This window comes from Rhizobacter sp. P3_B12 (assembly GCF_056402895.1).
Window position 1 is genome coordinate 1 of the sequence record NZ_JBFUGN010000020.1, and the last position, 20,203, is coordinate 20,203.

At 69.5% G+C, this 20,203-nt stretch carries 18 protein-coding genes; 12 read left to right on the top strand and 6 right to left on the bottom strand.

Features of this window, described 5'->3' with window-relative positions:
• The coding region (locus AC1D01_RS02425) for an efflux transporter outer membrane subunit (protein WP_477864507.1) at nt 1-1,157 on the top strand (1,157 nt) is incomplete at its 5' end.
• A 26-nt stretch (nt 1,158-1,183) separates the two neighbouring features.
• On the opposite strand, the gene AC1D01_RS02430 is transcribed toward AC1D01_RS02425, so the two are convergent.
• Nucleotides 1,184-3,223, bottom strand: coding sequence for a LamG-like jellyroll fold domain-containing protein (locus AC1D01_RS02430; RefSeq protein ID WP_477864508.1), 2,040 nt, complete (start codon nt 3,221-3,223; stop codon nt 1,184-1,186).
• A gap of 128 nt (nt 3,224-3,351) precedes the next feature.
• On the opposite strand from AC1D01_RS02430, the gene AC1D01_RS02435 reads away from it, so the two are divergent.
• A complete protein-coding gene (locus tag AC1D01_RS02435) occupies nt 3,352-4,965 on the top strand; it encodes a CehA/McbA family metallohydrolase domain-containing protein (RefSeq protein ID WP_477864509.1) in 1,614 nt (537 codons plus the stop codon).
• Nucleotides 4,966-4,990: 25 nt separating this feature from the next.
• On the opposite strand, the gene AC1D01_RS02440 is transcribed toward AC1D01_RS02435, so the two are convergent.
• Complete coding sequence (locus AC1D01_RS02440) at nt 4,991-5,257, bottom strand: hypothetical protein (protein ID WP_477864510.1); 267 nt, start codon at nt 5,255-5,257, stop codon at nt 4,991-4,993.
• 92 nt (nt 5,258-5,349) lie between these two features.
• Between AC1D01_RS02440 and AC1D01_RS02445 the strand changes: the two genes are divergently transcribed.
• Nucleotides 5,350-6,126: an AraC family transcriptional regulator gene (locus tag AC1D01_RS02445; protein ID WP_477864511.1), complete on the top strand. Its 777-nt coding sequence runs from the start codon at nt 5,350-5,352 to the stop codon at nt 6,124-6,126.
• A 12-nt stretch (nt 6,127-6,138) separates the two neighbouring features.
• On the opposite strand, the gene AC1D01_RS02450 is transcribed toward AC1D01_RS02445, so the two are convergent.
• The gene (locus tag AC1D01_RS02450; RefSeq protein WP_477864512.1) at nt 6,139-7,020 is read right to left on the bottom strand and encodes an Fpg/Nei family DNA glycosylase; all 882 of its coding nucleotides are present in this window, start codon (nt 7,018-7,020) and stop codon (nt 6,139-6,141) included.
• 119 nt (nt 7,021-7,139) lie between these two features.
• Here AC1D01_RS02450 and AC1D01_RS02455 point away from each other — a divergent pair, with 119 nt between their 5' ends.
• The 4 genes from AC1D01_RS02455 (at nt 7,140) to ubiA (ending at nt 11,713) form a co-directional block, all read left to right on the top strand.
• The gene (locus AC1D01_RS02455; RefSeq protein ID WP_477864513.1) at nt 7,140-8,768 is read left to right on the top strand and encodes a peptide chain release factor 3; all 1,629 of its coding nucleotides are present in this window, start codon (nt 7,140-7,142) and stop codon (nt 8,766-8,768) included.
• 26 nt (nt 8,769-8,794) lie between these two features.
• Nucleotides 8,795-9,247, top strand: a complete 453-nt coding sequence (locus AC1D01_RS02460) for a DUF2214 family protein (protein WP_477864514.1) — start codon at nt 8,795-8,797, stop codon at nt 9,245-9,247.
• Nucleotides 9,248-9,432: 185 nt separating this feature from the next.
• Complete coding sequence (locus tag AC1D01_RS02465; RefSeq protein ID WP_477864515.1) at nt 9,433-10,758, top strand: reverse transcriptase family protein; 1,326 nt, start codon at nt 9,433-9,435, stop codon at nt 10,756-10,758.
• Between the two features lie 79 nt (nt 10,759-10,837).
• Nucleotides 10,838-11,713 (top strand): 4-hydroxybenzoate octaprenyltransferase, encoded by an 876-nt coding sequence (ubiA, locus tag AC1D01_RS02470; RefSeq protein WP_477864516.1) that lies wholly within the window; start codon nt 10,838-10,840, stop codon nt 11,711-11,713.
• Between the two features lie 14 nt (nt 11,714-11,727).
• Here the strand turns inward: ubiA and AC1D01_RS02475 are convergent, their stop codons facing one another.
• The 3 genes from AC1D01_RS02475 to AC1D01_RS02485 form a co-directional block, all read right to left on the bottom strand.
• The gene (locus tag AC1D01_RS02475; RefSeq protein ID WP_477864517.1) at nt 11,728-12,999 is read right to left on the bottom strand and encodes a Glu/Leu/Phe/Val family dehydrogenase; all 1,272 of its coding nucleotides are present in this window, start codon (nt 12,997-12,999) and stop codon (nt 11,728-11,730) included.
• Nucleotides 13,000-13,176: 177 nt separating this feature from the next.
• Nucleotides 13,177-13,983 (bottom strand): pyrroline-5-carboxylate reductase, encoded by an 807-nt coding sequence (proC, locus tag AC1D01_RS02480; protein WP_477864518.1) that lies wholly within the window; start codon nt 13,981-13,983, stop codon nt 13,177-13,179.
• 29 nt (nt 13,984-14,012) lie between these two features.
• On the bottom strand, nt 14,013-14,855 hold the full coding sequence (locus AC1D01_RS02485) for a LysR family transcriptional regulator (protein ID WP_477864519.1): 843 nt from the start codon (nt 14,853-14,855) through the stop codon (nt 14,013-14,015).
• A 111-nt stretch (nt 14,856-14,966) separates the two neighbouring features.
• Between AC1D01_RS02485 and AC1D01_RS02490 the strand changes: the two genes are divergently transcribed.
• From AC1D01_RS02490 to AC1D01_RS02510, 5 genes are all read left to right on the top strand, one after another.
• A complete protein-coding gene (locus tag AC1D01_RS02490) occupies nt 14,967-15,362 on the top strand; it encodes a tautomerase family protein (protein ID WP_477864520.1) in 396 nt (131 codons plus the stop codon).
• A 116-nt stretch (nt 15,363-15,478) separates the two neighbouring features.
• On the top strand, nt 15,479-17,104 hold the full coding sequence (locus AC1D01_RS02495) for a hypothetical protein (RefSeq protein WP_477864521.1): 1,626 nt from the start codon (nt 15,479-15,481) through the stop codon (nt 17,102-17,104).
• A 52-nt stretch (nt 17,105-17,156) separates the two neighbouring features.
• On the top strand, nt 17,157-17,645 hold the full coding sequence (locus tag AC1D01_RS02500; protein WP_477864522.1) for a GFA family protein: 489 nt from the start codon (nt 17,157-17,159) through the stop codon (nt 17,643-17,645).
• Nucleotides 17,646-17,915: 270 nt separating this feature from the next.
• Entirely contained in the window at nt 17,916-19,163 is a 1,248-nt protein-coding gene (locus AC1D01_RS02505; protein WP_477864523.1) for an ABC transporter substrate-binding protein, read from the top strand.
• Nucleotides 19,164-19,237: 74 nt separating this feature from the next.
• Nucleotides 19,238-20,113, top strand: coding sequence for a branched-chain amino acid ABC transporter permease (locus AC1D01_RS02510; protein WP_047501753.1), 876 nt, complete (start codon nt 19,238-19,240; stop codon nt 20,111-20,113).
• Nucleotides 20,114-20,203 lie beyond the last annotated feature (90 nt).

A 20,203-nucleotide genomic window follows, 5' to 3' on the forward strand; every position in this document is an offset into this window, starting at 1 on the left:
CCGCGGGTTCATCCGCGCAGCTGCCGCAGCTGACGCTCGGCACGCGCGATGCGCGCCAGCGCATCTCGGCGAACCGGCCGCTCAGCAGCTACAACGCGACCAACTTCTCGACCATCCAGAACGATTTCACGCTGTCGCTCGCGGCCAGCTACGAGGTCGACCTGGCCGGGCGGGTGCAGCGCAGCGTCGAGGGCGCGCGCGCCTCGGCCGAGCAATCGGCGGCCGACCTGGAGAACACGCGGCTGCTGCTGACGGCCGAGCTGGCAGTCGACTACTTCAGCTTGCGCGCGCTCGACACCGAGCTCGACGTGCTGTCGCGCTCGATCGCCTTGCAGCGGCGTTCGCTGGAGCTGGTGACCGCGCGGCACGACCTGGGCGCGGCTTCGGGCCTCGACGTGGCGCAGCAGCAGGCGCTGCTCGACACGACGCTGACGCAGGTCGACGTGCTGCGCCGCCAGCGCGCGCAGTTCGAGCACGCGATCGCCACGCTGACCGGCACGCCGGCGCCGTTGTTCTCGATCGCGCCCGAGGTGAAGGTGTTCGAGCCGCCGGCGATCCCGCTGGGCGTGCCGTCGGACGTGCTGCAGCGCCGGCCCGACGTGGCGGCGGCCGAGCGCGCGATGGCGGCGGCGAACGCGCAGATCGGCGTCGCGAGCGCGGCGTTCTACCCGAGCGTGATGCTGGCGCCCTCGGTCGGCTACGAGAGCCGCGACCTGTCGACGCTGTTCAACGCGCCGAGCCTGCTGTGGTCGCTCGGCGTGTCGGCCGCGCAATCGGTGTTCGACGGCGGGCGGGTGCGCGCGAACGTCGACTTCGCGAAGGCCGGCTACGACGTGACGGTGGCCAACTACCGGCGCATCGTGTTGACCGCGATGCAGGAGGTGGAAGACGGCATCACCGGGCTGGCCGCGCTGGACCGCGCGAGCGCGCAGGCGCAGACGGCGGTGGCCTCGGCGCGCCGCGTGCTGGAGATGGCGACCGGCCGCTACGAAGGCGGTGCGTCGACCTACTTCGACGTGATCACCGCGCAGCAGGCGCTGCTGACCAGCGAGCGCCAGGCGGCGCAGCTGCTCGGGCAAAGGCAGCTGAGTTCGGTATTCCTGGTGAAGGCGCTGGGTGGGGATTGGCAGCGCGAGGTGCAAGCGACGGCGCGCTGACCCGATTTCAGCGCGGCCGGGCAGGTTCAGGCGCGCCGCGCCGTCAGCCACTGGCCGGGCGGCAAGGCTTCGGCCACCACCCGCACTTCACCGATGTTGCCGAAGAAGCCGTCGGCACGGTCGCCGTCCCAGGAGCCGGCGCCGACCACCCAGGGCGAGCTGGCGGACAGCGTGGCCAGGCCGGGCACGTGGCTGGTGTTGCGCAGCACCGGCGCCCCTTCGACGTACATCACGGTGTCGTGCGTCGTGGGGTCGTTGACGATTGCGATGTGCACCCAGGTGCCCGCGATGATCTCGCCCGACCAGCTGGCATCGCCTTCGCGCGCGCCGCTGATCTCGGGCACCACCTCCCACTGCACCTCGCGCAGGCTGGAGATCGCGAACAGCATCGGCGGGGATTCCGGATCGCCGCCGTCGAAGCCGGGTAGCGCGCCGCGCTTGCCGTCGCGCGTCATGATGTTCATCCACGCGTGCTTCGATTTGTCCCAGGCCTTGTCGATCTTGATGAAGGCTTCGATGGTGTAGCCGGTGCTGGCGAAGGTGAGTGCGTTGATGGCCGCCGTCGTGTCGGTCAGGAAGTAGCTCATGCGCGGCGCGTTCTTGTCGGTGTTCAGGAACGCCACCGAGCCCGGTGCAGCCGACAGGCGGTGGTGGTCGTTGCTCCACACGATGTCCGCCGCCTGCGCGCCGACGATCACGCTGGTGTTGAGCGCATCGCGCTGCAGCGGGTTGGCGCCGGTCACGTCGGCGATCCGGGTGCCCGGTGCCACGGCCGCCCCCTCGGTGCCGCCGAAGAAGCGCCAGTGCGCGACGGTGGAGGCCACCTTGGGGTAGTCGTCGGTGTCCTTGGCCGCCCGCTGGACCGGGGCCGCGGGCTCGTCGTAGCCCTTCAGCACCAGGGCCTTGGCCTGCTCCACCAGGGATGACGCCACCGTGGCCTGGCCGGTGCCGAAGCCCGGGTTGAAGCGGGCGAAGCGCTTCGCGAAATCCATGCCGATGGTGAAGCTGTGGTTGGGCTCGGTCAGCACGGCCTGGTCGAAGGCGTTCAGCGTCTCCGCCGGCTTCATCGGCACCCAGGGCGAGAACGACAGCACGTTGATCTGCTTGTTGGTCAGGTCGAACTCGTAGAGCCGCATCAGGCCGTTGCCGCCCTGGTAGGCCATCTGGTAGTCCACCACCATCTCCTCGACCGCGTTGCCGAAGTCGTTGGTCTTGGTCAGGCGGGCGCCCCCATGGTGGTGGCCGTTCAGCGTCATGAAGATCTGGTCGTTGTCGCGGATCAGCTTCTCCCACAGCATCTTGCCGTAGCCGGTCTCCAGCGGGCTCACGGCGTCCGGCGCGATGTTCAGCAACTGGTGGTTGACCAGGATGACCGGCAGCGTGGGGTGGCTCGCGATCACGCCGCGCGCCCAGGCGATGCCGGCGTCCGAGATGCGCCACGACAGCGACAGCACCAGGAACTGCTGCTCTTGCGCCTTGAAGACGTGGTACTCGTGGAAGCCGGTGCCGTCGCGCTCGCCGAAGGTGGACTGGCGCTTGGCGCGCTTCGCGCCGAACCATTGCAGGTAGGGTTCGTTGGCCAGCACGCGCTGGGTGTCGGTGCCGGTCGCGGGGCTCGCGTCGTAGTCGACGTCGTTCAGCACGTCGTGGTTGCCCGCCAGGATCGAGTACGGCACCTTGGCCACTTCGAGCACCTGCATCGCGGTGTCGGCCACCTTCCATTGCTCGGGCTTGCCGACCTGGTCCACCACGTCGCCCAGGTGGATGACGAAGGGGATGTTGAGCCGTTGTGCGTTGTCGGCGATCCAGCGGGTCTGCGCGTAGTACGGCTCGCTGCCGTAGTGGCGCTCGTACTGGCTGCTCTCGGTGGACGTGGCGTAGCGCGAATAGAACTGGGTGTCGGGCAGCACCGCCAGCGCAAAGCTGGAGATCTGCGTCGACGCGGGCGCAGCGTCACCGTCGCCGCCGCCGCAGGCGGCGAGCAAGCCGCCGGTGGCGACCGTGGAAGCGGACGCGAGGCTCATCTTGAGCAGGCTGCGGCGCTGGAGGGAGGGGTACTTGTTCATGGAACCCACTCTAGGGGCGCCATATGTAGTTGCCGTGACAGTTCGATGATCGCGCGCGCGCAACAGCGGGTCACGGCGGTGTCACGAGGGGTTCCTAGCATCCATCCCTTTTTGCGAAGGAATCCATCGTGCCCCTGTCCCATCGGATCAAGCTTCTGTCGTTGTTGTTGGGAAGCCTCTCCCTGATCTACGCCTGCGGCGGCGATGGCGACAGCAGCAGCCCCATCAACGAGCCGGCCGGCAAGTGGACGGCCGGCGACCTGCACGTGCACACGGTGCAATCCGACGATTCGCGCACGACGCAGACGCTGGACTTCGTGCTGAACAAGGCCTTCGCCACCTACAAGCTGGACTGGATGGCGCTGACCAACCACCTGCGTTCGTCCAAGTACGACAACGACGGCACGCTGCTGGCCACGCCGGTTCCGTTCGCGTACGGGATGGCGTCGCACGAGATCCCGCGCGTCAAGGCGCTGCAGGCCGGCGGCACCTATGCCGGCAAGCTGATCTTCTCGGGCTTCGAATGGGACATGCCCACGCATGACCACCTGGGCGTGGCCTTGTTCGAAGGCGCGCCGACGCTGCAGGCATCGACCAGTGGCGCGAAGGAGTTCCAGTACGCCTTCACGACGCTGGCGGAATCGCAGTTCGATCCCGCCGACGTGGCCGTCTGGAAAACGAAGTACCCGCAGCGCTTCAACAGCACGGCCGCGGACGCGCTGCAGGCGATCTCGTGGCTGAAGGCGAACTACCCCGCGACCAGCTTCGCGACCCTCAACCACCCGTCGCGCAACCCTGGCAAGTACACGGTCAGCGACCTGCGCCAGATGAACGACCTGGCACCCGACATCGTGTTCATGATCGAAGGCATGGTCGGCAACCAGATGGAGCCGAACCGGGGCGGCTACACCTCGGCCTATGTGGCCGAGAACGCGCCGAACCGCACCTACGGCGGTGTCGATGCCATCGTGGCCCGGGTGGGCGGCACCTGGGATGCGTTGCTGGGCGAGGGCCGGCGCATCTGGAACATCGCCGACTCCGATTCGCACTTCGAGATCGACGCCGCCAGCAACAGCAGCGGCTACTACCCGGGCGAGTATTCGAAGAACCATGTCTGGGTGGCCGATGGCCAGGCCGGCGTCGGCGGGCTGACGAAGAGCCTGCGCGACGGCCGCATGTTCGGCGTGTTCGGCGACCTGATCGACGCGCTGGATTTCCGCGTCAGCGGGTCGACCGGCAAGGGCTTCATGGGCCAGGAGATCAAGGTGCCCGCCGGCGAGCGCGTGACGGTCACGATCCGCTTCAAGAGCCCGGCGCTGAACAACTACCAGAAGCCGGTGGACAGTGGCACGCCTGGCAACATGAAGCCGGTCGTCGACCATGTCGACCTGATCGTCGGCGACGTGACGGGCAAGGCGCTGCCGGGCACGCCCGCCTATGGCGTGGCAACGAATGCCTCGACCCAGGTGCTGCGCCGCTTCACGGCAGCCGACTGGAAGGTCGAGGCCGACGGCTACGTCTCGGTCAGCCTCCCGGTCGAGGCGAAGAAGAGCCAGTACTTCCGCCTGCGCGGCACCAACCTGGCGCCGGACGTGGCAGGGCTGACCGCCACCGGCGAGCCGCTGGCCGATCAGCAGACCACCGGCGCCGACAACACGGCCCGCGTCAACGCCATCAACGACCGCAACTACGGCAGCCTGTGGTTCTATTCGAACCCGGTGTTCGTGACGGTCGCGCCGTAGGCGTGCCGCTGTCGCACCTGCACGGCTACAACGGGTTCGGGGGGCTCTGAGCGAGCCAGGCGCGCAGCGCGGGGTCGCGCACCTCCAGCACGTCGAACAGCCCGACCGCACGCAGCGCCGGCAGCGCCTCGGCGATGTGGGCCTCCGCCGTTGCGCGCTGCGCGGTGCTCGAGGCCGGATCGCTCCACGTGCTTGCATTCGCGAGGAAGGCGGCGATCGTGCCCTTGCGGATGGGAACGCCGTTGAAGTCGCCGTGGTTGGCGGTGTCGGAAAGCACGTCGTCGGCTCGCATGTCGGTCTCCTGATGGGGGTGTGATGCGATTCTCGGCAGCCGATCGTGGCGGCACTGCGGTAATCTGGCCGATCGATACTGCACTGACGCCAATGGCCTCCGCTTCGTTCGTGTCCTCGCTGCTCGATGCCGCCGACGGGCCGGCCCTGCTCGCCACCACGCTGCAAGGCGCCGATCCGCGCGTCACCGCGATGCATGCGCATGCGCGGGGCCAGCTGTTCGGCGCGCTGCGCGGCCTGTTGTCGGTCGGCACCCGGCGCGGGCAGTGGGTGGTGCCTGCCATTCGCGTGGTGTGGATTCCGCCGCGCCAGCCGCACGCGCTGCGTTCGCATGGACCGTTCGCCGGCTGGAGCGTCTACCTCGCCGAACCGTTCTGTGCCGGGCTGCCCGAGGCGCCCTGCACGATGCGCGGCTCGGGGCTGCTGCGCGAGGCCGTGCTGCGCGCTGCCGGCTGGCCGGACGCCGCACGGCTCGACGACATCCAGCAGCGCCTGGCGACGGTGATCCACGACGAGATCCGGACGCTGCCGCGCGAAGCCTTCGGCCTGCCGCTGCCCCAGGACCGCCGCCTGCTGCGCATCGCCCGCGCGATCGGCGACCGTCCGGACGACACGCGCTCGCTCGATGACTGGGCGGCCTGGGCCGGCATCGCACCGCGCACGCTGACGCGGCGCTTCGTCGCCGAGACGGGCTTTCATTTCAGTGCCTGGCGGCAGCGCGCGCGGCTGATGCGAGCGCTCGAACTGCTGGCCACGGGTACGCCGGTGACGATCGTCGCGCTCGAGCTCGGCTACGGCAACCTCAGCGCCTTCATCGCGATGTTCCGCCGCGAGTTCGGCACGACGCCGGGGCGCTACTTCAACGCCTGAGCGGCGCGCGGCTCAAGGCAGCTCGTCGACGTTCTTCGGCCAGCTCGCCTTCAGCAGCCGCGACAGCGCCCGGTCGGCCAGCAGCCTGCCGCCGGTCTGGCAGCGCGCGCAGTAGTTGGTCTCGTTGTCGGCATGCACGATGCGCTGCACCGGCGTGCCGCACACCGGGCAGGGCTGGCCGTAGCGGCCGTGCACCGCCATCTGCGGGTGGAACGCGGTGACCTTCTCCGGCCAGTCGCCGGCCTCGGCACGCAGCCGGTCGGTCCATTCGGCGAGCACCGCGCGCGTCGCGTCGAAGAGCTGGGCGACCTGCGCCGGCTGCATCGCCTTCGACAGCAGGATCGGCGACAGCTTCGCGCGGTGCAGGATCTCGTCGGAGTAGGCGTTGCCGATGCCGCTGAACAGCCGCGGGTCGGTGAGCTGGCGCTTCAGCGTGTGGTTCTCGCGCAGCAGGCGCTCGCTGAAGGTGGCGAGGTCGGCGGTCATCACGTCGATGCCACCCGGGTCCATTGCCTGCAGCGCGGCACGGTCGGCCACCACGTGCAGCGATGCGCGGCGCTGGCTGCCGGCCTCGGTGAGCACCAGGCTGCCGCTGTCGAACTCGAACACCGCGAGGCTGATCTTCCCCGGCGGCTTGCCGCCCGGCGGCAGCCAGCGCAGCCGGCCGGCGATCATCAGGTGGATCACGAGGAAGAGGCCGTTGTCCAGCGCCAGCACGACCCGCTTGCCCAGCCGCTCGATGCCGACCACGCTGCGGCCCTCGGCCTGCGACAGCGGCGGCACTGCGGTGCGCAGCAGAAACGGGTGCAGCACCTTCACGCGCTGCAGCGCGCGGCCCTGCACCTTGTCGGCCAGGCGTTCGGTGTAGACGGCGATGTCGGGCAACTCCGGCATCGCGCGAGTGTGCCAGCGCCGTCAGCCGGGCGCCGCCCCGAAGCCACGCCCGGTCGATGAGGGACAATGCGCCCCTCGCGCCGCCTGCTGGCGGCGCCCCTCCCGCGAGTCCCCTACCGATGTCCTCCGAGCTGACCCCGCAGGTGCGCCGCCGCCGCACCTTCGCCATCATTTCCCACCCCGACGCCGGCAAGACCACGCTGACGGAGAAGCTGCTGCTGTTCTCCGGCGCGATCCAGATCGCCGGCAGCGTGAAGGCGCGCAAGGCCTCGCGGCATGCCACGTCCGACTGGATGGAGATCGAGAAGCAGCGCGGCATCTCGGTCGCCAGCTCGGTGATGCAGATGGAATACCGCGACTGCGTCATCAACCTGCTCGACACCCCGGGCCACCAGGACTTCTCCGAAGACACCTACCGCGTGCTGACCGCGGTCGACGCCGCGCTGATGGTGATCGACGCGGCCAACGGCGTCGAGCCGCAGACGCGCCGGCTGCTGCAGGTCTGCCGCGCGCGCAACACGCCGATCCTCACCTTCGTCAACAAGATGGACCGCGAGGTGCAGGAGCCGCTGGTGCTGATGGACGAGATCGAGCGCGAGCTGGGCATGGGCGTCGTGCCCTTCACCTGGCCGGTCGGCATGGGCAAGCAGTTCCACGGCGTGATGGACCTGCGCGAGGAGCAGATGCGCGTGTTCAGCCCTGGCGAAGACCGCCATCACAACGATGACGAGATCCTCGCCGGGCTCGACAACCCCGCCTACGCCGAGCGCTTCGGCATGCAGTACGAGCAGGCCCACGGCGAGATCGAGCTGGTGCGCGAGGCCGCGCCCGCCTTCGACAAGGCGGCCTTCCTCGCCGGCCACCAGACGCCGATGTTCTTCGGCTCGGCGGTCAACAACTTCGGCGTGCGCGAGGTGCTCGATGCGCTGGTCGACCTGGCGCCCGCGCCCGGCCCGCGCCAGGCCACGCAGCGGCTGGTGGAGCCCGACGAGAAGAAGTTCACCGGCGTGGTCTTCAAGATCCAGGCCAACATGGACCCGGCGCACCGCGACCGCATCGCGTTCGTGCGCGTGGCCAGCGGCCACTTCGAGCGCGGCATGCGGCTGAAGGTGGGCCGCTCGGGCAAGGAGTTGCGGCCGAACACCGTCGTCAGCTTCCTGTCGCAGCGCCGCGAGCTGCTCGACGAGGCCTTCGCCGGCGACATCATCGGCATCCCGAACCACGGCGTGCTGCAGCTCGGCGACACGCTGACCGAGGGCGAGAACCTGCTCTACACCGGGCTGCCGTTCTTCGCGCCGGAAATGTTCCGCAGCGTCGAGGTGGCCGATCCGCTGCGCACCAAGCAGCTGAAGGCCGGCCTGCAGCAGCTCGGCGAAGAGGGCGCGATCCAGGTGTTCCGCCCGGTCGCCGGCTCGGTGCTGCTGCTGGGCGCGGTCGGCCAGCTGCAGTTCGAGGTGGTCGCGCACCGGCTGGAGCATGAGTACGGCGTGAAGGCGCGCATCCAGCCGAGCCGCTTCCAGGTGGCGCGCTGGGTGACCTGCGACGAAGCCGACGGCGGCGAGCGCGAACTGAAGCGCTTCATCGACGGCAACGACCACCGCGTCGCCTACGATGCGGTCGACGCGCCGACGGTGCTGGTGGAGTACGCACCGGAGCTGCGCGCGATCGAGGCCAACTGGCCGAAGATCAAGTTCCACGCGCTGCGCGAGCACGCAGGCCTGGTGTTCCAGAAGAAACTCGACGGCTGACAGACTCTCAACCCCGGAGGCCCCGCATGATCGCCAGCTCGCTTGTTGCCGCCCTGCATTTCATCGCCGCGTTCGGCATCGCCGCGACGCTGTTCCTCGAGTGGCTCACGTTCAGCCGCGCGCCGACGCTCGCCGAGGCGAAGCGCATTGCGCTGGCCGACCGCTGGTACGGCCTGTTCGCGATGGTGCTGCTGGTGGTCGGCTTCGTGCGCGCGGCGCACTTCGAGAAGGGCTGGTCGTTCTATGCGCACAGCCCGTTCTTCCACCTGAAGCTGACGCTGTTCGTGCTGGTCGGCTTGCTGTCGATCTACCCGACGGTGCGCTTCATCCGCTGGGCGCCGGCACTGAAGGCAGGGAAGGCGCCGGAGGTCACCGAGCGCGAGCACACGCTGATCTCGCGGCTGCTGGCGGCGCAGATGGTGCTGCTGGTGTTGATCGTCATCGCTGCATCCTTGATGGCACACGGGGTCGGCCTCTAGGCCTCTAGAATCCGCGCGCGGCCACACACGCCGAGCAGAAACGGGTTGCAGTACGGACCCGGCTGTGGGGTACCCCCATGGCATCGAGTCGACCTTGGCATTCGCGGTGCAAGCCGACGTGCGCTGACGCGCACGACTGCTGACCACGAGACCGGCAGGTCGGCGTCCCTGGGCCGCACCTCGACATGCACGCTTCGCGCCTTCGTCACCTCGATGCCCTCGCCCTGGCGCGGGCGCTGTGGGCCGGGCCGCAGACACCTGCGTCGCTGAAGGCGCGGGCCGAGCAGGCGCTGGGCGCGTCGCCGCGCTGGCTCACTGCCTTCATCGACGAACTGCCCAGGGTGTCCAGCGCCACCTGGCAGCGCCAGGAGGTCGGCGACCTCGCCGCACGCATCGAGCAGGCGCGCGCGTTCATCACGGCACCGCGTGTCCCGGGCCTGCCCTTCGTGCGACGCTGGATCCTGCGCGCTTCGCGCATGCATGCCGCTCCATTGGGGCTGGACGGCCTTGGCCTCCCGCCGCTTCCGCACAGCGCCGCCATCGCCGCCTGGCTCGGCATCACGCTCGACGACCTCGACTGGTTCACGCACGACCGCCGCCACCTGCTGCCCTTGCAGTCCCAGCACTACGGCTTCACGCTGCAGCCCAAGCGCAGCGGCGGCGGCCGGCTGATCGAATCCCCGCGCAGCCGGCTCAAGGCCTTGCAGGGCCGCGTGTTGCACGACCTGCTCGACAAGGTGCCGGTGCACGAGGCCTGCCACGGCTTCGTTGCGGGCCGCTCGGTGCTGACGCATGCGCGGCTGCACACCGGCCGGCCGGTGGTGATGCACTTCGACCTGAAGAATTTCTTCGGCCGCATCCTGGCGTCGCAGGTCGCGGCGGTGTTCCACACGCTCGGCTACCCGCGCGGCGTCGCGCGCCAGCTCGCCGCGCTGTGCACCGTCAGCACGCCCGAGCCGGTGATCGAACGCCTGCGCGACGACGGCTGGGTCGACTGGCAGGACGCCCGCGCGTTGCGCCGCGCCCATCTGCCGCAGGGCGCGCCGAGCTCGCCGATGCTCGCGAACCTGAGCGCGTTCCAGCTCGACCTGCGGCTCGACGGTCTCGCGCACGTGCTCGGGGCGACGTATTCGCGCTATGCCGACGACCTGGTGCTGTCCGGGCCGGAGTCGTTGCGCCACGGATTCGAGCGCATTGCCGGCTGGGTGGCACGCATCGCGCTCGAGGAGGGCTACGCGCTGAATCACCGCAAGACGCGCCTGGCGACGCAGGCATCGGCCCAGCGCGTCTGCGGCGTCGTCGTCAATGCGCACCCGAACCTGCCGCGCCGCGAGTTCGACCGCCTGCGCGCCACGCTGCACCAGTGCGCGCTGCACGGCCCGGCATCGCAGAACCACGAGGGCCATGCCGATTTCCGCGCCCACCTGTGGGGCCGCGTGCAATGGGCCGCGCAACTGAACGCCGCCAAGGCAACCCGCCTGCATGCGTTGTGGCAGCGCATAGACTGGTAGCCCGGATGCCAATCCGGGACGCGGCCTCGCACCCGACGCAGGCCCCCCGGATTGACATCCGGGCTACTGGACTGACGCCATGAACGCACCCACCGCGCCGACCCCGTCGCGCCTCTCGCTGTACCTGAACCTGATCCGCTGGGACCGCCCGGCCGGCAGCTACCTGCTGCTGTGGCCGACGCTGTCGGCGCTGTGGATGGCGGCCGGCGGCTTCCCCGGCTGGCACCTGCTGGTCGTCTTCACGCTCGGCACCTTCCTGATGCGCAGCGCCGGCTGCGCCGTCAACGACGTCGCCGACCGCGATTTCGACAAGCATGTGAAGCGCACCGAGCAGCGCCCGGTCACGAGCGGCGCGATCGGCGTGAAAGAGGCGCTGCTGTTCGGCGCCGCGCTCGCGCTGGCCGCGTTCGGCCTGGTGCTCACCACCAATGCCGCGACCATCGCGTGGAGCTTCGCCGCGCTGGCCGTCAGCATCTTCTACCCGTTCACGAAGCGCTTCTTCTCGATGCCGCAGGCGGTGTTGGGCGTCGCGTTCAGCTTCGGCATCCCGATGGCGTTCGCCGCGGTGCGCGGCGAGGTGCCGGCGCTCGCGTGGGGCCTGTTGCTGGGCAACCTGTGCTGGGTGATCGCCTACGACACCGAGTACGCGATGGTCGACCGCGACGACGACCTGAAGATCGGCATCAAGACCTCGGCGATCACGCTCGGCCGCTTCGACGTGGCCGGCGTGATGGCGTGCTACGGCCTGTTCATCGCGGGCTGGGGCGTGCTCGGCGCGCAGCAGGGGCTGCGCTGGCCGTTCTTCGCCGGCCTGGCGGTGGCCGCGGCCATCGCCGGCTGGCACTGGACGCTGATCCGCACGCGCACGCGCGACGGCTGCTTCCGTGCCTTCCGGCTCAACCACTGGCTGGGCTTCGCGGTGTTCGCCGGGGTGGTGCTCGGCACGTGGTCGTAGCCCGGCACTCGGTCTTACGGGTACAACCCGCGCTCCTCGCGCGCGATCAGGATCCGCTCGCAGGCCACCGCGAAGGTCGCGGTGCGCAGCGTGATCTTGTGCTTCTCGGACGTGTCCCAGATGTGGCGCAGCGCATCGACCATGATCTTGTCGAGCCGCACGTTGATCTCGTCCTCGCTCCAGAAGAAGCTGCTGAAATCCTGCACCCACTCGAAGTAGCTGACGGTCACGCCGCCGGCATTGCAGATCACGTCGGGCACCACCAGGATGCCGCGGTCGTGCATCACGTCGTCGGCGTCGGGCAGCGTCGGGCCGTTCGCGCCTTCGAGCACCAGCTTCGCCTTCAGGCGGTTCGCACGCGCCGCGGTGATCTGGCCTTCGAGGGCCGCCGGGATCAGGATGTCGCAGTCGACGTCCCAGAAGGCCTCGTTGTCGATGCGCTCGGCGTTCTTGTAGTTGGCGATGCCGCCGTCGCGCTTCAGCACCTCCATCGTGTCGGCCATGTCGAAGCCGTTCGGGTTCGCGAGCGTGCCGGTGTGGTCCTGCACCGCGACCAGCTTGGCACCGGCCTGCACGAACAGCTCGGCCGCCGAGCTGCCGACATTGCCCATGCCCTGCACCGCGACGCGCGCGCCGTCGAGGTTCAGGTTGATGCGGCGCGCCGCCTCGCGGCCGGTCACGAACACGCCGCGGCCGGTGGCCTTCACGCGGCCGAGCGAGCCGCCCAGGTGGATCGGCTTGCCGGTGACGACGCCGGTCGCGGTGGAGCCGGTGTTCATCGAGTACGTGTCCATCATCCAGGCCATGATCTGGCCGTTGGTGTTCACGTCGGGGGCCGGGATGTCGCGCTGCGGGCCGATGATGATGCCGATCTCGCTGGTGTAGCGGCGCGTCATGCGCTCCAGCTCCTTCATCGACAGCTTCTTCGGATCGACCCGGATGCCGCCCTTGGCGCCACCATACGGCAGGCCGACGCCGGCGCACTTGATCGTCATCCACGCGCTCAGTGCCATCACCTCCTCGAGCGTGACATCGGGGTGGTAGCGCACGCCGCCCTTGCCCGGGCCGCGCGACAGGTTGTGCTGCACGCGGTAGCCCTCGAAGTGCTGCACCGTGCCGTTGTCGAGCTCGATCGGCACGTCGACGATCAGCGCGCGCTTCGGGCGCTTCAGCGTCTCGCCCCATTTGGCCAGCGATCCGATATAGGGAAGCACGCGGTCGACCTGCGACAGGTAGGTCTGCCAGGGACTATCAGCGTGCGGGGTGACATAGGACAGGTTGCTCATGCGGGTCTCCGTGGGGGGAAGTCGTCATGCCCTGGCGCCGCGCGAACTCGTGGCCCACGCCGCCGGCATGGAGCGCGACTGTAGGCCCGCGGCGCCCGAATTTCTCACCGAAGCTCATGCCTCCTTTGCATGATGTGTTCCAGGCATCACATAGCCTGCGATGCCACGGGGTTGGAATCAACCGAATTCGTCGCCCAGTTCACGCGCCCGGCGCTGCGCCGCCTTCACGGCCGAGACGATCGCGCCGTGCACGTCGCTGCGTTCCAGCGAGGTGAGGCCGGCGTAGGTCGTGCCGCCCTTGGACGTGACGCGCTCGCGCAGCAGCGAGGGCGGCTCGCCCGATTGCAGCGCCAGCGCCGACGCGCCGGCGAAGGTGGCCAGCGCCAGCTCGCGGCCCTGCTCGGCGCTCAGGCCCATGTCCTGCGCCGCCTTCATCATCGCCTCGACGAAATAGAACACATAGGCCGGGCCGGAGCCGGACAGCGCGGTGACGGCGTCGAGGTCTTCCTCGCGCTCGACCCACAGCGTGCGGCCGGTGGGGGCCAGCAGGCGCTCGACCTGCAGGCGCTCGTCGGCGCCGACGGCCGGCCGCGCGAACAGCCCGGCGATGCCCTGGCCGATCAGCGCCGGCGTGTTCGGCATCGCGCGCACGACGCGTTCGCTGCCGAGCGCGCGCGCGATGTCGCCGCTGCGGATGCCGGCCATCACGCTGAACTGCAGCGCCGCGCCGATGTGCGCGGCGCACGCGGCCGAGGCCTCCTTGAAGTTCTGCGGCTTGATCGCCCAGACGACGATGCCGGCGCGCTGCAGCACCGAGCCGGGGGCCTCGAGCGTGATCACGCCGAGATCGCGTTGCAGCCGCGAGCGCTGCTCGGCGTTCGGCTCCAGCACCAGGATGTCGCCCGGCGCGCGGCCGCTCTTGAGCAGGCCGCCGATGATGGCGCTGGCCATGTTGCCGCCGCCGATGAATGCAATGCTGTTCATGGGGTCAGTGTAGGAGTTTCGGGGCCGCATCAGTCGGTTGCCCATTGCCGCAGCAAGCGCTCGGTGTCGCGCAGCGCGGGCTTGGCCAGCACGTGGAACGACAGCCGGCCGGGCGAGGGCCAGCCGCGCGGATCGCGCCGCGTCAGCACGTCGAGGTCGGCCGGGATCGCCGACTGGTTCAGGCAGCCGACGCCCCAGCCGGCGCGCATCGCGGCCACCGCGCCGTGGCTGCCGGTGCAGCTGAGCTGCAGGTGGTACGGCCGCGCGCTGCGGGCCAGCGCGGCCAGCGCCATCGCACGCACCGGGCAGTCGGGGCCGAGCAGCACCAGCGGCGCCGGCAAGCGGGCCGGTGGCTGCCAGCCGGGTGCCGCCACCCACGACAGCGGCTCGCGGCGCAGCAGGCGCGCACCGGGCAGGGCCTTGTCGCTGGTGACGACGGCCAGGTCCATCGCGCCGGCCGCCCACAGTTGCTGCAGTGCAGCGGAGCTGGCCCACAGCAGCTCGAAGCGGGCCTGCGGCTGGGCGTCGCGCAGCAGCGCGAGCAGGTCGGCGAGGCGCGCCGGCAGGAAGTATTCGCTCAGCCCGATGCGCCACAGCGCGGCCTGCTGCGCCGGCTGCACCGAGGCGCGCGCCTCCTCCTGCAGCTCGATCAGCCGGCGCGCATGCGGCAGGAAGCGCTCGCCCTCGGCCGTCAGCGCGAGCGCACGCGTGCTGCGTTGCACCAGGCGTGCGCCGACGCTCGCCTCCAGCTGCTGCAGGTGGGTGCTGACGGCCGATTGCGTGCGGTTCACGCGCGCGGCGGCCCGCGTGACCGAGCCGGCCTGCGCAATCGCGATGAAGCTGCGCAGCCAGAGCGGATCGAGGTCATTCATCGCGGTCTTTCATCAGAGTCTTCCATCAATGAGATCGGATCAAACCGTTTCACAGATGGATGCTGCGTGCCTACAGTGAGCTTGTCAACCCAACCACCGAAGGAGTCTTCCATGCCCTACCTGCACATCCAGATCTCCGGCGATGCCGACGATGCGCTCGCCGCGAACGTCGCCCGCAACGCCGCCGAGCTGACCGCGCGCCTGCTCGGCAAGGATCCGTCGCTGACGGCGGTCGTCGTCGACTTCATCGCGCCCAGCCGCTGGTTCATCGGCGGCCGGCCGCTCTCCGGTGGTGGCCCGCGCAGCTACCACTGGATGGTCAGCATCACCGACGAGACCAACACCAAGCGCGAGAAGGCCGTCTACCTGGAGGCCGTGCACCGGGCGATGGGCGAGCTGCTCGGCGGGGTGGCCGAGCATTCGTACGTGCACGTGGCCGACCTGCGTGCCAGCGCCTACGGTTTCGGGGGGCGCACGCAGGAGCACCGCTACCAGCACGCCGGTTGATGCGGCCGCGGCTTCGCTGGCACGGCCGGAATTTCGCGCTGCCATCGATGCCGGGCCCGCAGGGGTCTCAACCTGTCGGTCTGCGGCCACGAGCTGCCCACACCAGGAGGATTCCCATGCTGCAATCCACGTCAGCGCGGCCCGTCAGGCGGTCTGCCAGCATCGACAGTGCCCGAAGCGAGGCGAGCCAGGCACCCTCGGCGACCAGCACGGCGTCGGCCCCGGCGCTCGAAGACCCGAACGGTCCGCCGGGGCGCCGTGCCAGCGTGCGCTCGCATCGCTCCACCAGCTCGCGGGCGACCAGCGCGTCGCGGCCGCGCAGCTCCGTGCCGCCGTCGAACACCGGCTCGCAGGAGGACATTCCGTCCCTGATGCTGCAGCCGACCCCGTCCGATACTGGATCGGTGGACGCTGGCGTCGACGGCGGGACGCAGCATCCGCCGGCCGATCACGCACCGGCCGGCGCGTCGACCCGTGCCCCCGGCGGGATGGCATCGCTGGACCGGCCGCAGGCCGAGTTGCCGAGCTTCCGCGACGTCRATCCGATCGGCGTCAACGCGCTCTTCTTCAAGCATCTCCGGCTGGATGCCAAGCTGCCCGACGATGTGCCGGGCTGCGTCGCCTACATGCTGAGCTCGATGCGCCCGACCGGCAGCGCCGAGGACATCGCCCAGCTGAAGGACCTGGCCGGCCAACAGGCGGCGGTGCTGGAGCGGCGCGGCATCACGACGCGCGACCAGTTCATCGCGCTGCTGGAGAAAGTGCAATGGCGCGACCGCGGCACCGCGGTGCTGCACGGCATGGCGGGCGCGAACGGCTTCAACGTCGGCTCGGCCATGGTCGATTTCAAGCTCGCCGAAAAGACGATCGAAGGCCTGATGGCGGCCGTCAGCAAGGAGACGCCCGCGGCACTGCCCGCGCTGGCCGCCGGTGCGATGCTCGGGCTGATGCTGTCGGTGCTGGATGCCGGCTCGGGCGCCGCCGCGGAGAAGACCTTCGCCGACGCGTACTTCACGCGCCCGCCGCAGGACAAGCTGCCCGCGCCGCTGCAGGGCGCCAACCCGCACACCAAGGCGAGCCTGGCGACCGACCTGACCGTCGCCGCCGGCATCAGCTACGGCGGCCTGCGCAACGGCCTGCTGCGCGTGCCGCAGGTGGCGATCACCGGCACGCAGGGCACCAGCGAGCAGCGCGCCGAGGGCGACGGCGTCATCGACGTGGTGGGGGGCTCGGTGATCGGCGGCGGCGGCATGCGCGCCATCCGCAACAGCCGCGAGATCGGCGACGGCCGGGCCGGTTTCCAGCACTTCCTCGCGCGCACCGACCTCGACGAGTGCCTCGCCCACCTGGAGAAGTCGTCCGGCGAGCAGGTGCTCAGCGCGCTGGCCAACGTGCCGCGCTACGGCGCGAACGTCGTGACGACGCTGCCGCAGGCACTGAAGGACGTGCTGGCCAGCCGGGTCGGCTGGACATCGCATGCCATCCTGACGACGGGCTTCGCCGGGCTGTTCTCGATGCTGGTCGGCATGCCGGAGGCCTTGAAGCTGAAGGCGCAGGCGAAGCTGGTCGAGGAGCAGGGCCGCCCGGCGACGCAGGCCGAGCTCGGCAAGATCAAGATGAATTCCGAGCTCTACACCCAGCTGGCCAAGTTCGCCGGCCTGCAGCTGCTGTACCACGTGTGGGGCGGCGCGCTCGGGGCCGTTGCCGGCCCAAGGGCGCCGGCCGACCCTTCGCCGGTCTAGGGCGCATCGCGGCGCGATACTGGCGGGCCCCTGTCCCGACCGGAGGCCCGCGATGCACCTCGAAGGATCGTGCCATTGCGCTGCCGTGCGCTTCAGCCTCGAAGCGCACAGCCCGCAGCCCTACATGCACTGCCACTGCAGCATCTGCCGCAAGACGGCCGGCGGCGGGGGCTACGCGATCAACCTGGGCGGCGATGCCACGACGCTGAAGGTGCGCGGCCGCAAGCACCTGGCGGTCTACCACGCGGTGATGCGCGAACCCGGCAAGCGGGCGACGCGCTCGAAGGCGCAGCGCCACTTCTGCGTCAAGTGCGGCAGCGCGTTGTGGCTGTGGGATCCGCGCTGGCCCGAGCTGATTCATCCGCATGCATCGGCGATCGACACGCCGTTGCCCCGGCCGGCCGAGGTCGTCGAGGCGGCGCTCGCGTTCGTGGCGCCCTGGGTCGACGTGCCGAAGGGTCGCGGCCATGTGCATTCGCAGCATTGGCCGGACGAGTCGCTGGCCGACTGGCACCGGCGGCACGGCGTCTGGAGCGCGTGAGCGGTCGGTGCGGGTGCCCCGTGGCGGTGCGCATTGCTGCGCGCCACGCAAAGCAGTTTCAGCCTGGGCGCAAAAGCCGCGGCCGGACGCGAACACCACGTACGTGAATACCACGAGGGCGGATCGGGGCGAATGCGCGAGCATCGATGCTGGTCGCAACGAAGCACCGCAACACGACACGCCGAGGCCGCGCGTGATCGTCGTGTCCTACGGGAACACAGGGCTTTGCGAGGACTGAAGTTCATTCACCCGCCGCACGCAGGAGACAACATGCGCAGCCCCTGGACCCGTTTTTCCACCCCCCTTGTCGCGAGCGCGCTGAGCCTGGCCGCCGCCGCCGCATTCGCCGCCGACCCGATCAAGATCGGCGTGGCCGGCCCGTTCACCGGCGGTTCATCGTCGATGGGTGTCAGCATGCGCGACGGCGTGCGCCTGGCGGCCGACGAGATCAACAAGGCCGGCGGGGTGCTGGGCCGCCAGCTGGTGCTGGTGGAGCGCGACGACGAGGCGAAGAACGAGCGCGGCGTGCAGATCGCGCAGGAGCTGATCAACAAGGAGAAGGTGGCGGCGACCGTCGGCTACATCAACACCGGTGTCGCGCTCGCCTCGCAGCGCTTCTACCAGGACGCGAAGATCCCGGTGATGAACAACGTGGCCACCGGCTCGCTGATCACGCACCAGTTCGACAGCCAGCCGGAGAACTACATCTTCCGCAACGCGGCGCACGACAGCATCCAGGCGCCGATGATCGTTGAAGAGGCGATCACGCGCCGCGGCTTCAAGAAGGTCGCGATCCTGGCGGACTCCACCAACTACGGCCAGCTGGGCCGCGAGGACCTGGAGAAGGCGCTCGCGCTGAAGGGCGTCAAGCCGGTCGCGGTCGAGAAGTTCAACATCAAGGACGTCGACATGACGGCCCAGCTGCTGAAGGCCAAGGAGGCGGGTGCGGAAGCCGTGCTGACCTACGGCATCGGCCCGGAGCTGGCGCAGATCGCCAACGGCATGACCAAGCTCGGCTGGAAGGTGCCGCTGGTGGGCAGCTGGACCTTGTCGATGGCCAACTACATCGACAACGCCGGCCCGGGCGGCGAGGGCGCGCGCATGCCGCAGACCTTCATCCAGGAGCCGACGACGCCGAAGCGCCAGTCGTTCATCATCAACTACCTGAAGACCTTCAACCCGAAGAACGCGCGCATCGATTCGCCGGTATCGGCGGCGCAGGGCTACGACTCGGTGTACCTGCTGGCCGCGGCGATCAAGCAGGCGGGCGGCACCGAGGGGCCGAAGGTGAAGGCGGCGCTCGAGGACCTGAAGGCGCCGGTCGAAGGCGTCGTGACGACGTACAACAAGCCGTTCAGCAAGGGCGACCACGAGGCGATCACCGCGAACATCCCGGTGTTCGGCGAGGTCAAGGGCCAGCGCGTGGTGTATGCGTATCCGGACGACTTCAAGAAGGCGTCGGAGGTGCGCGTGAAGGATCCGAACGCGAAGGGTGCGCTGACGGCCACGAAGAAGTAGGCCGGGCCCGGGAAGACGCCGCCCCGGCCGGTGCCGTGGCGGCGTTCGTTGTTTGAGTCCTTGCAGGAAGCACCATGCAGATCCTGACCCAACTCATCTACAGCGGCATTGCGCTCGGGATGATCTACGCGGTGATCGCGTTCGGCTACCAGCTGACGTTCGCGACCTCCGACACGCTGAACTTCGGCCAGGGCGACGCGCTGATGCTGGGCGCGCTGGTCGGGCTGACGCTGGTCGGCCTGGGCCTGAACTACTGGCTGATGATCCCGGTGGTGTGCGTGTTCGGTGCGCTGCAGGGCGCTTTCGTCGAGCGCATCGGCGTGCGCCCGGCGATCAAGATCAAGTCGGAGTTCGGCTGGATCATGTCGACGATCGCGCTGGGCATCATTTTCAAGAACGTGGCGGAGAACGTGTGGGGCCGCGACGACCTGAAGTTCCCGTCGCCGCTGCCGGAGTCGCCGCTGAAGTTCCTGGGGGCGAACGTGCTGCCGATGGAGATCCTGGTGGTGGTGGGTGCGCTGCTGATGATGCTGGCGGTGGAGTTCTTCAACCGCAAGACGATCTACGGCAAGGCGGTGGTGGCGACCTTCAACGACCGCGATGCCGCGAAGCTGATGGGCATCAACACGGGCCTGGTGATCACGTTCTCGTACGCGCTGTCGTCGCTGACGGCGGCCTTCGCCGGCGTGCTGATCGCCCCGCTGACGCTGACCGGCGCGACGATGGGCGCGGTGCTGGGCCTGAAGGCCTTCGCGGTGGCGATCATCGGCGGCCTGACCAGCGGCATGGGGATCATCGTCGGCGGGATCATCCTGGGCATTGCCGAGACAACGACTGGCTTCTACCTGTCGACCGGCTACAAGGATGTGCCTGGATTGGTGCTGCTCTTGATCGTGCTCGCGGTGAAGCCTGCGGGCTTGTTCGGCAAGTCCGCGATCAAGAAAGTCTGACGATGTCCTCCTGCTGCTTGAGCAAAGGCGCGGGTGGGGAGGCTGTGGCTCGCCGGCCGGTGCGGTCTTCGCCCCCTGGGGGGCGAAGAC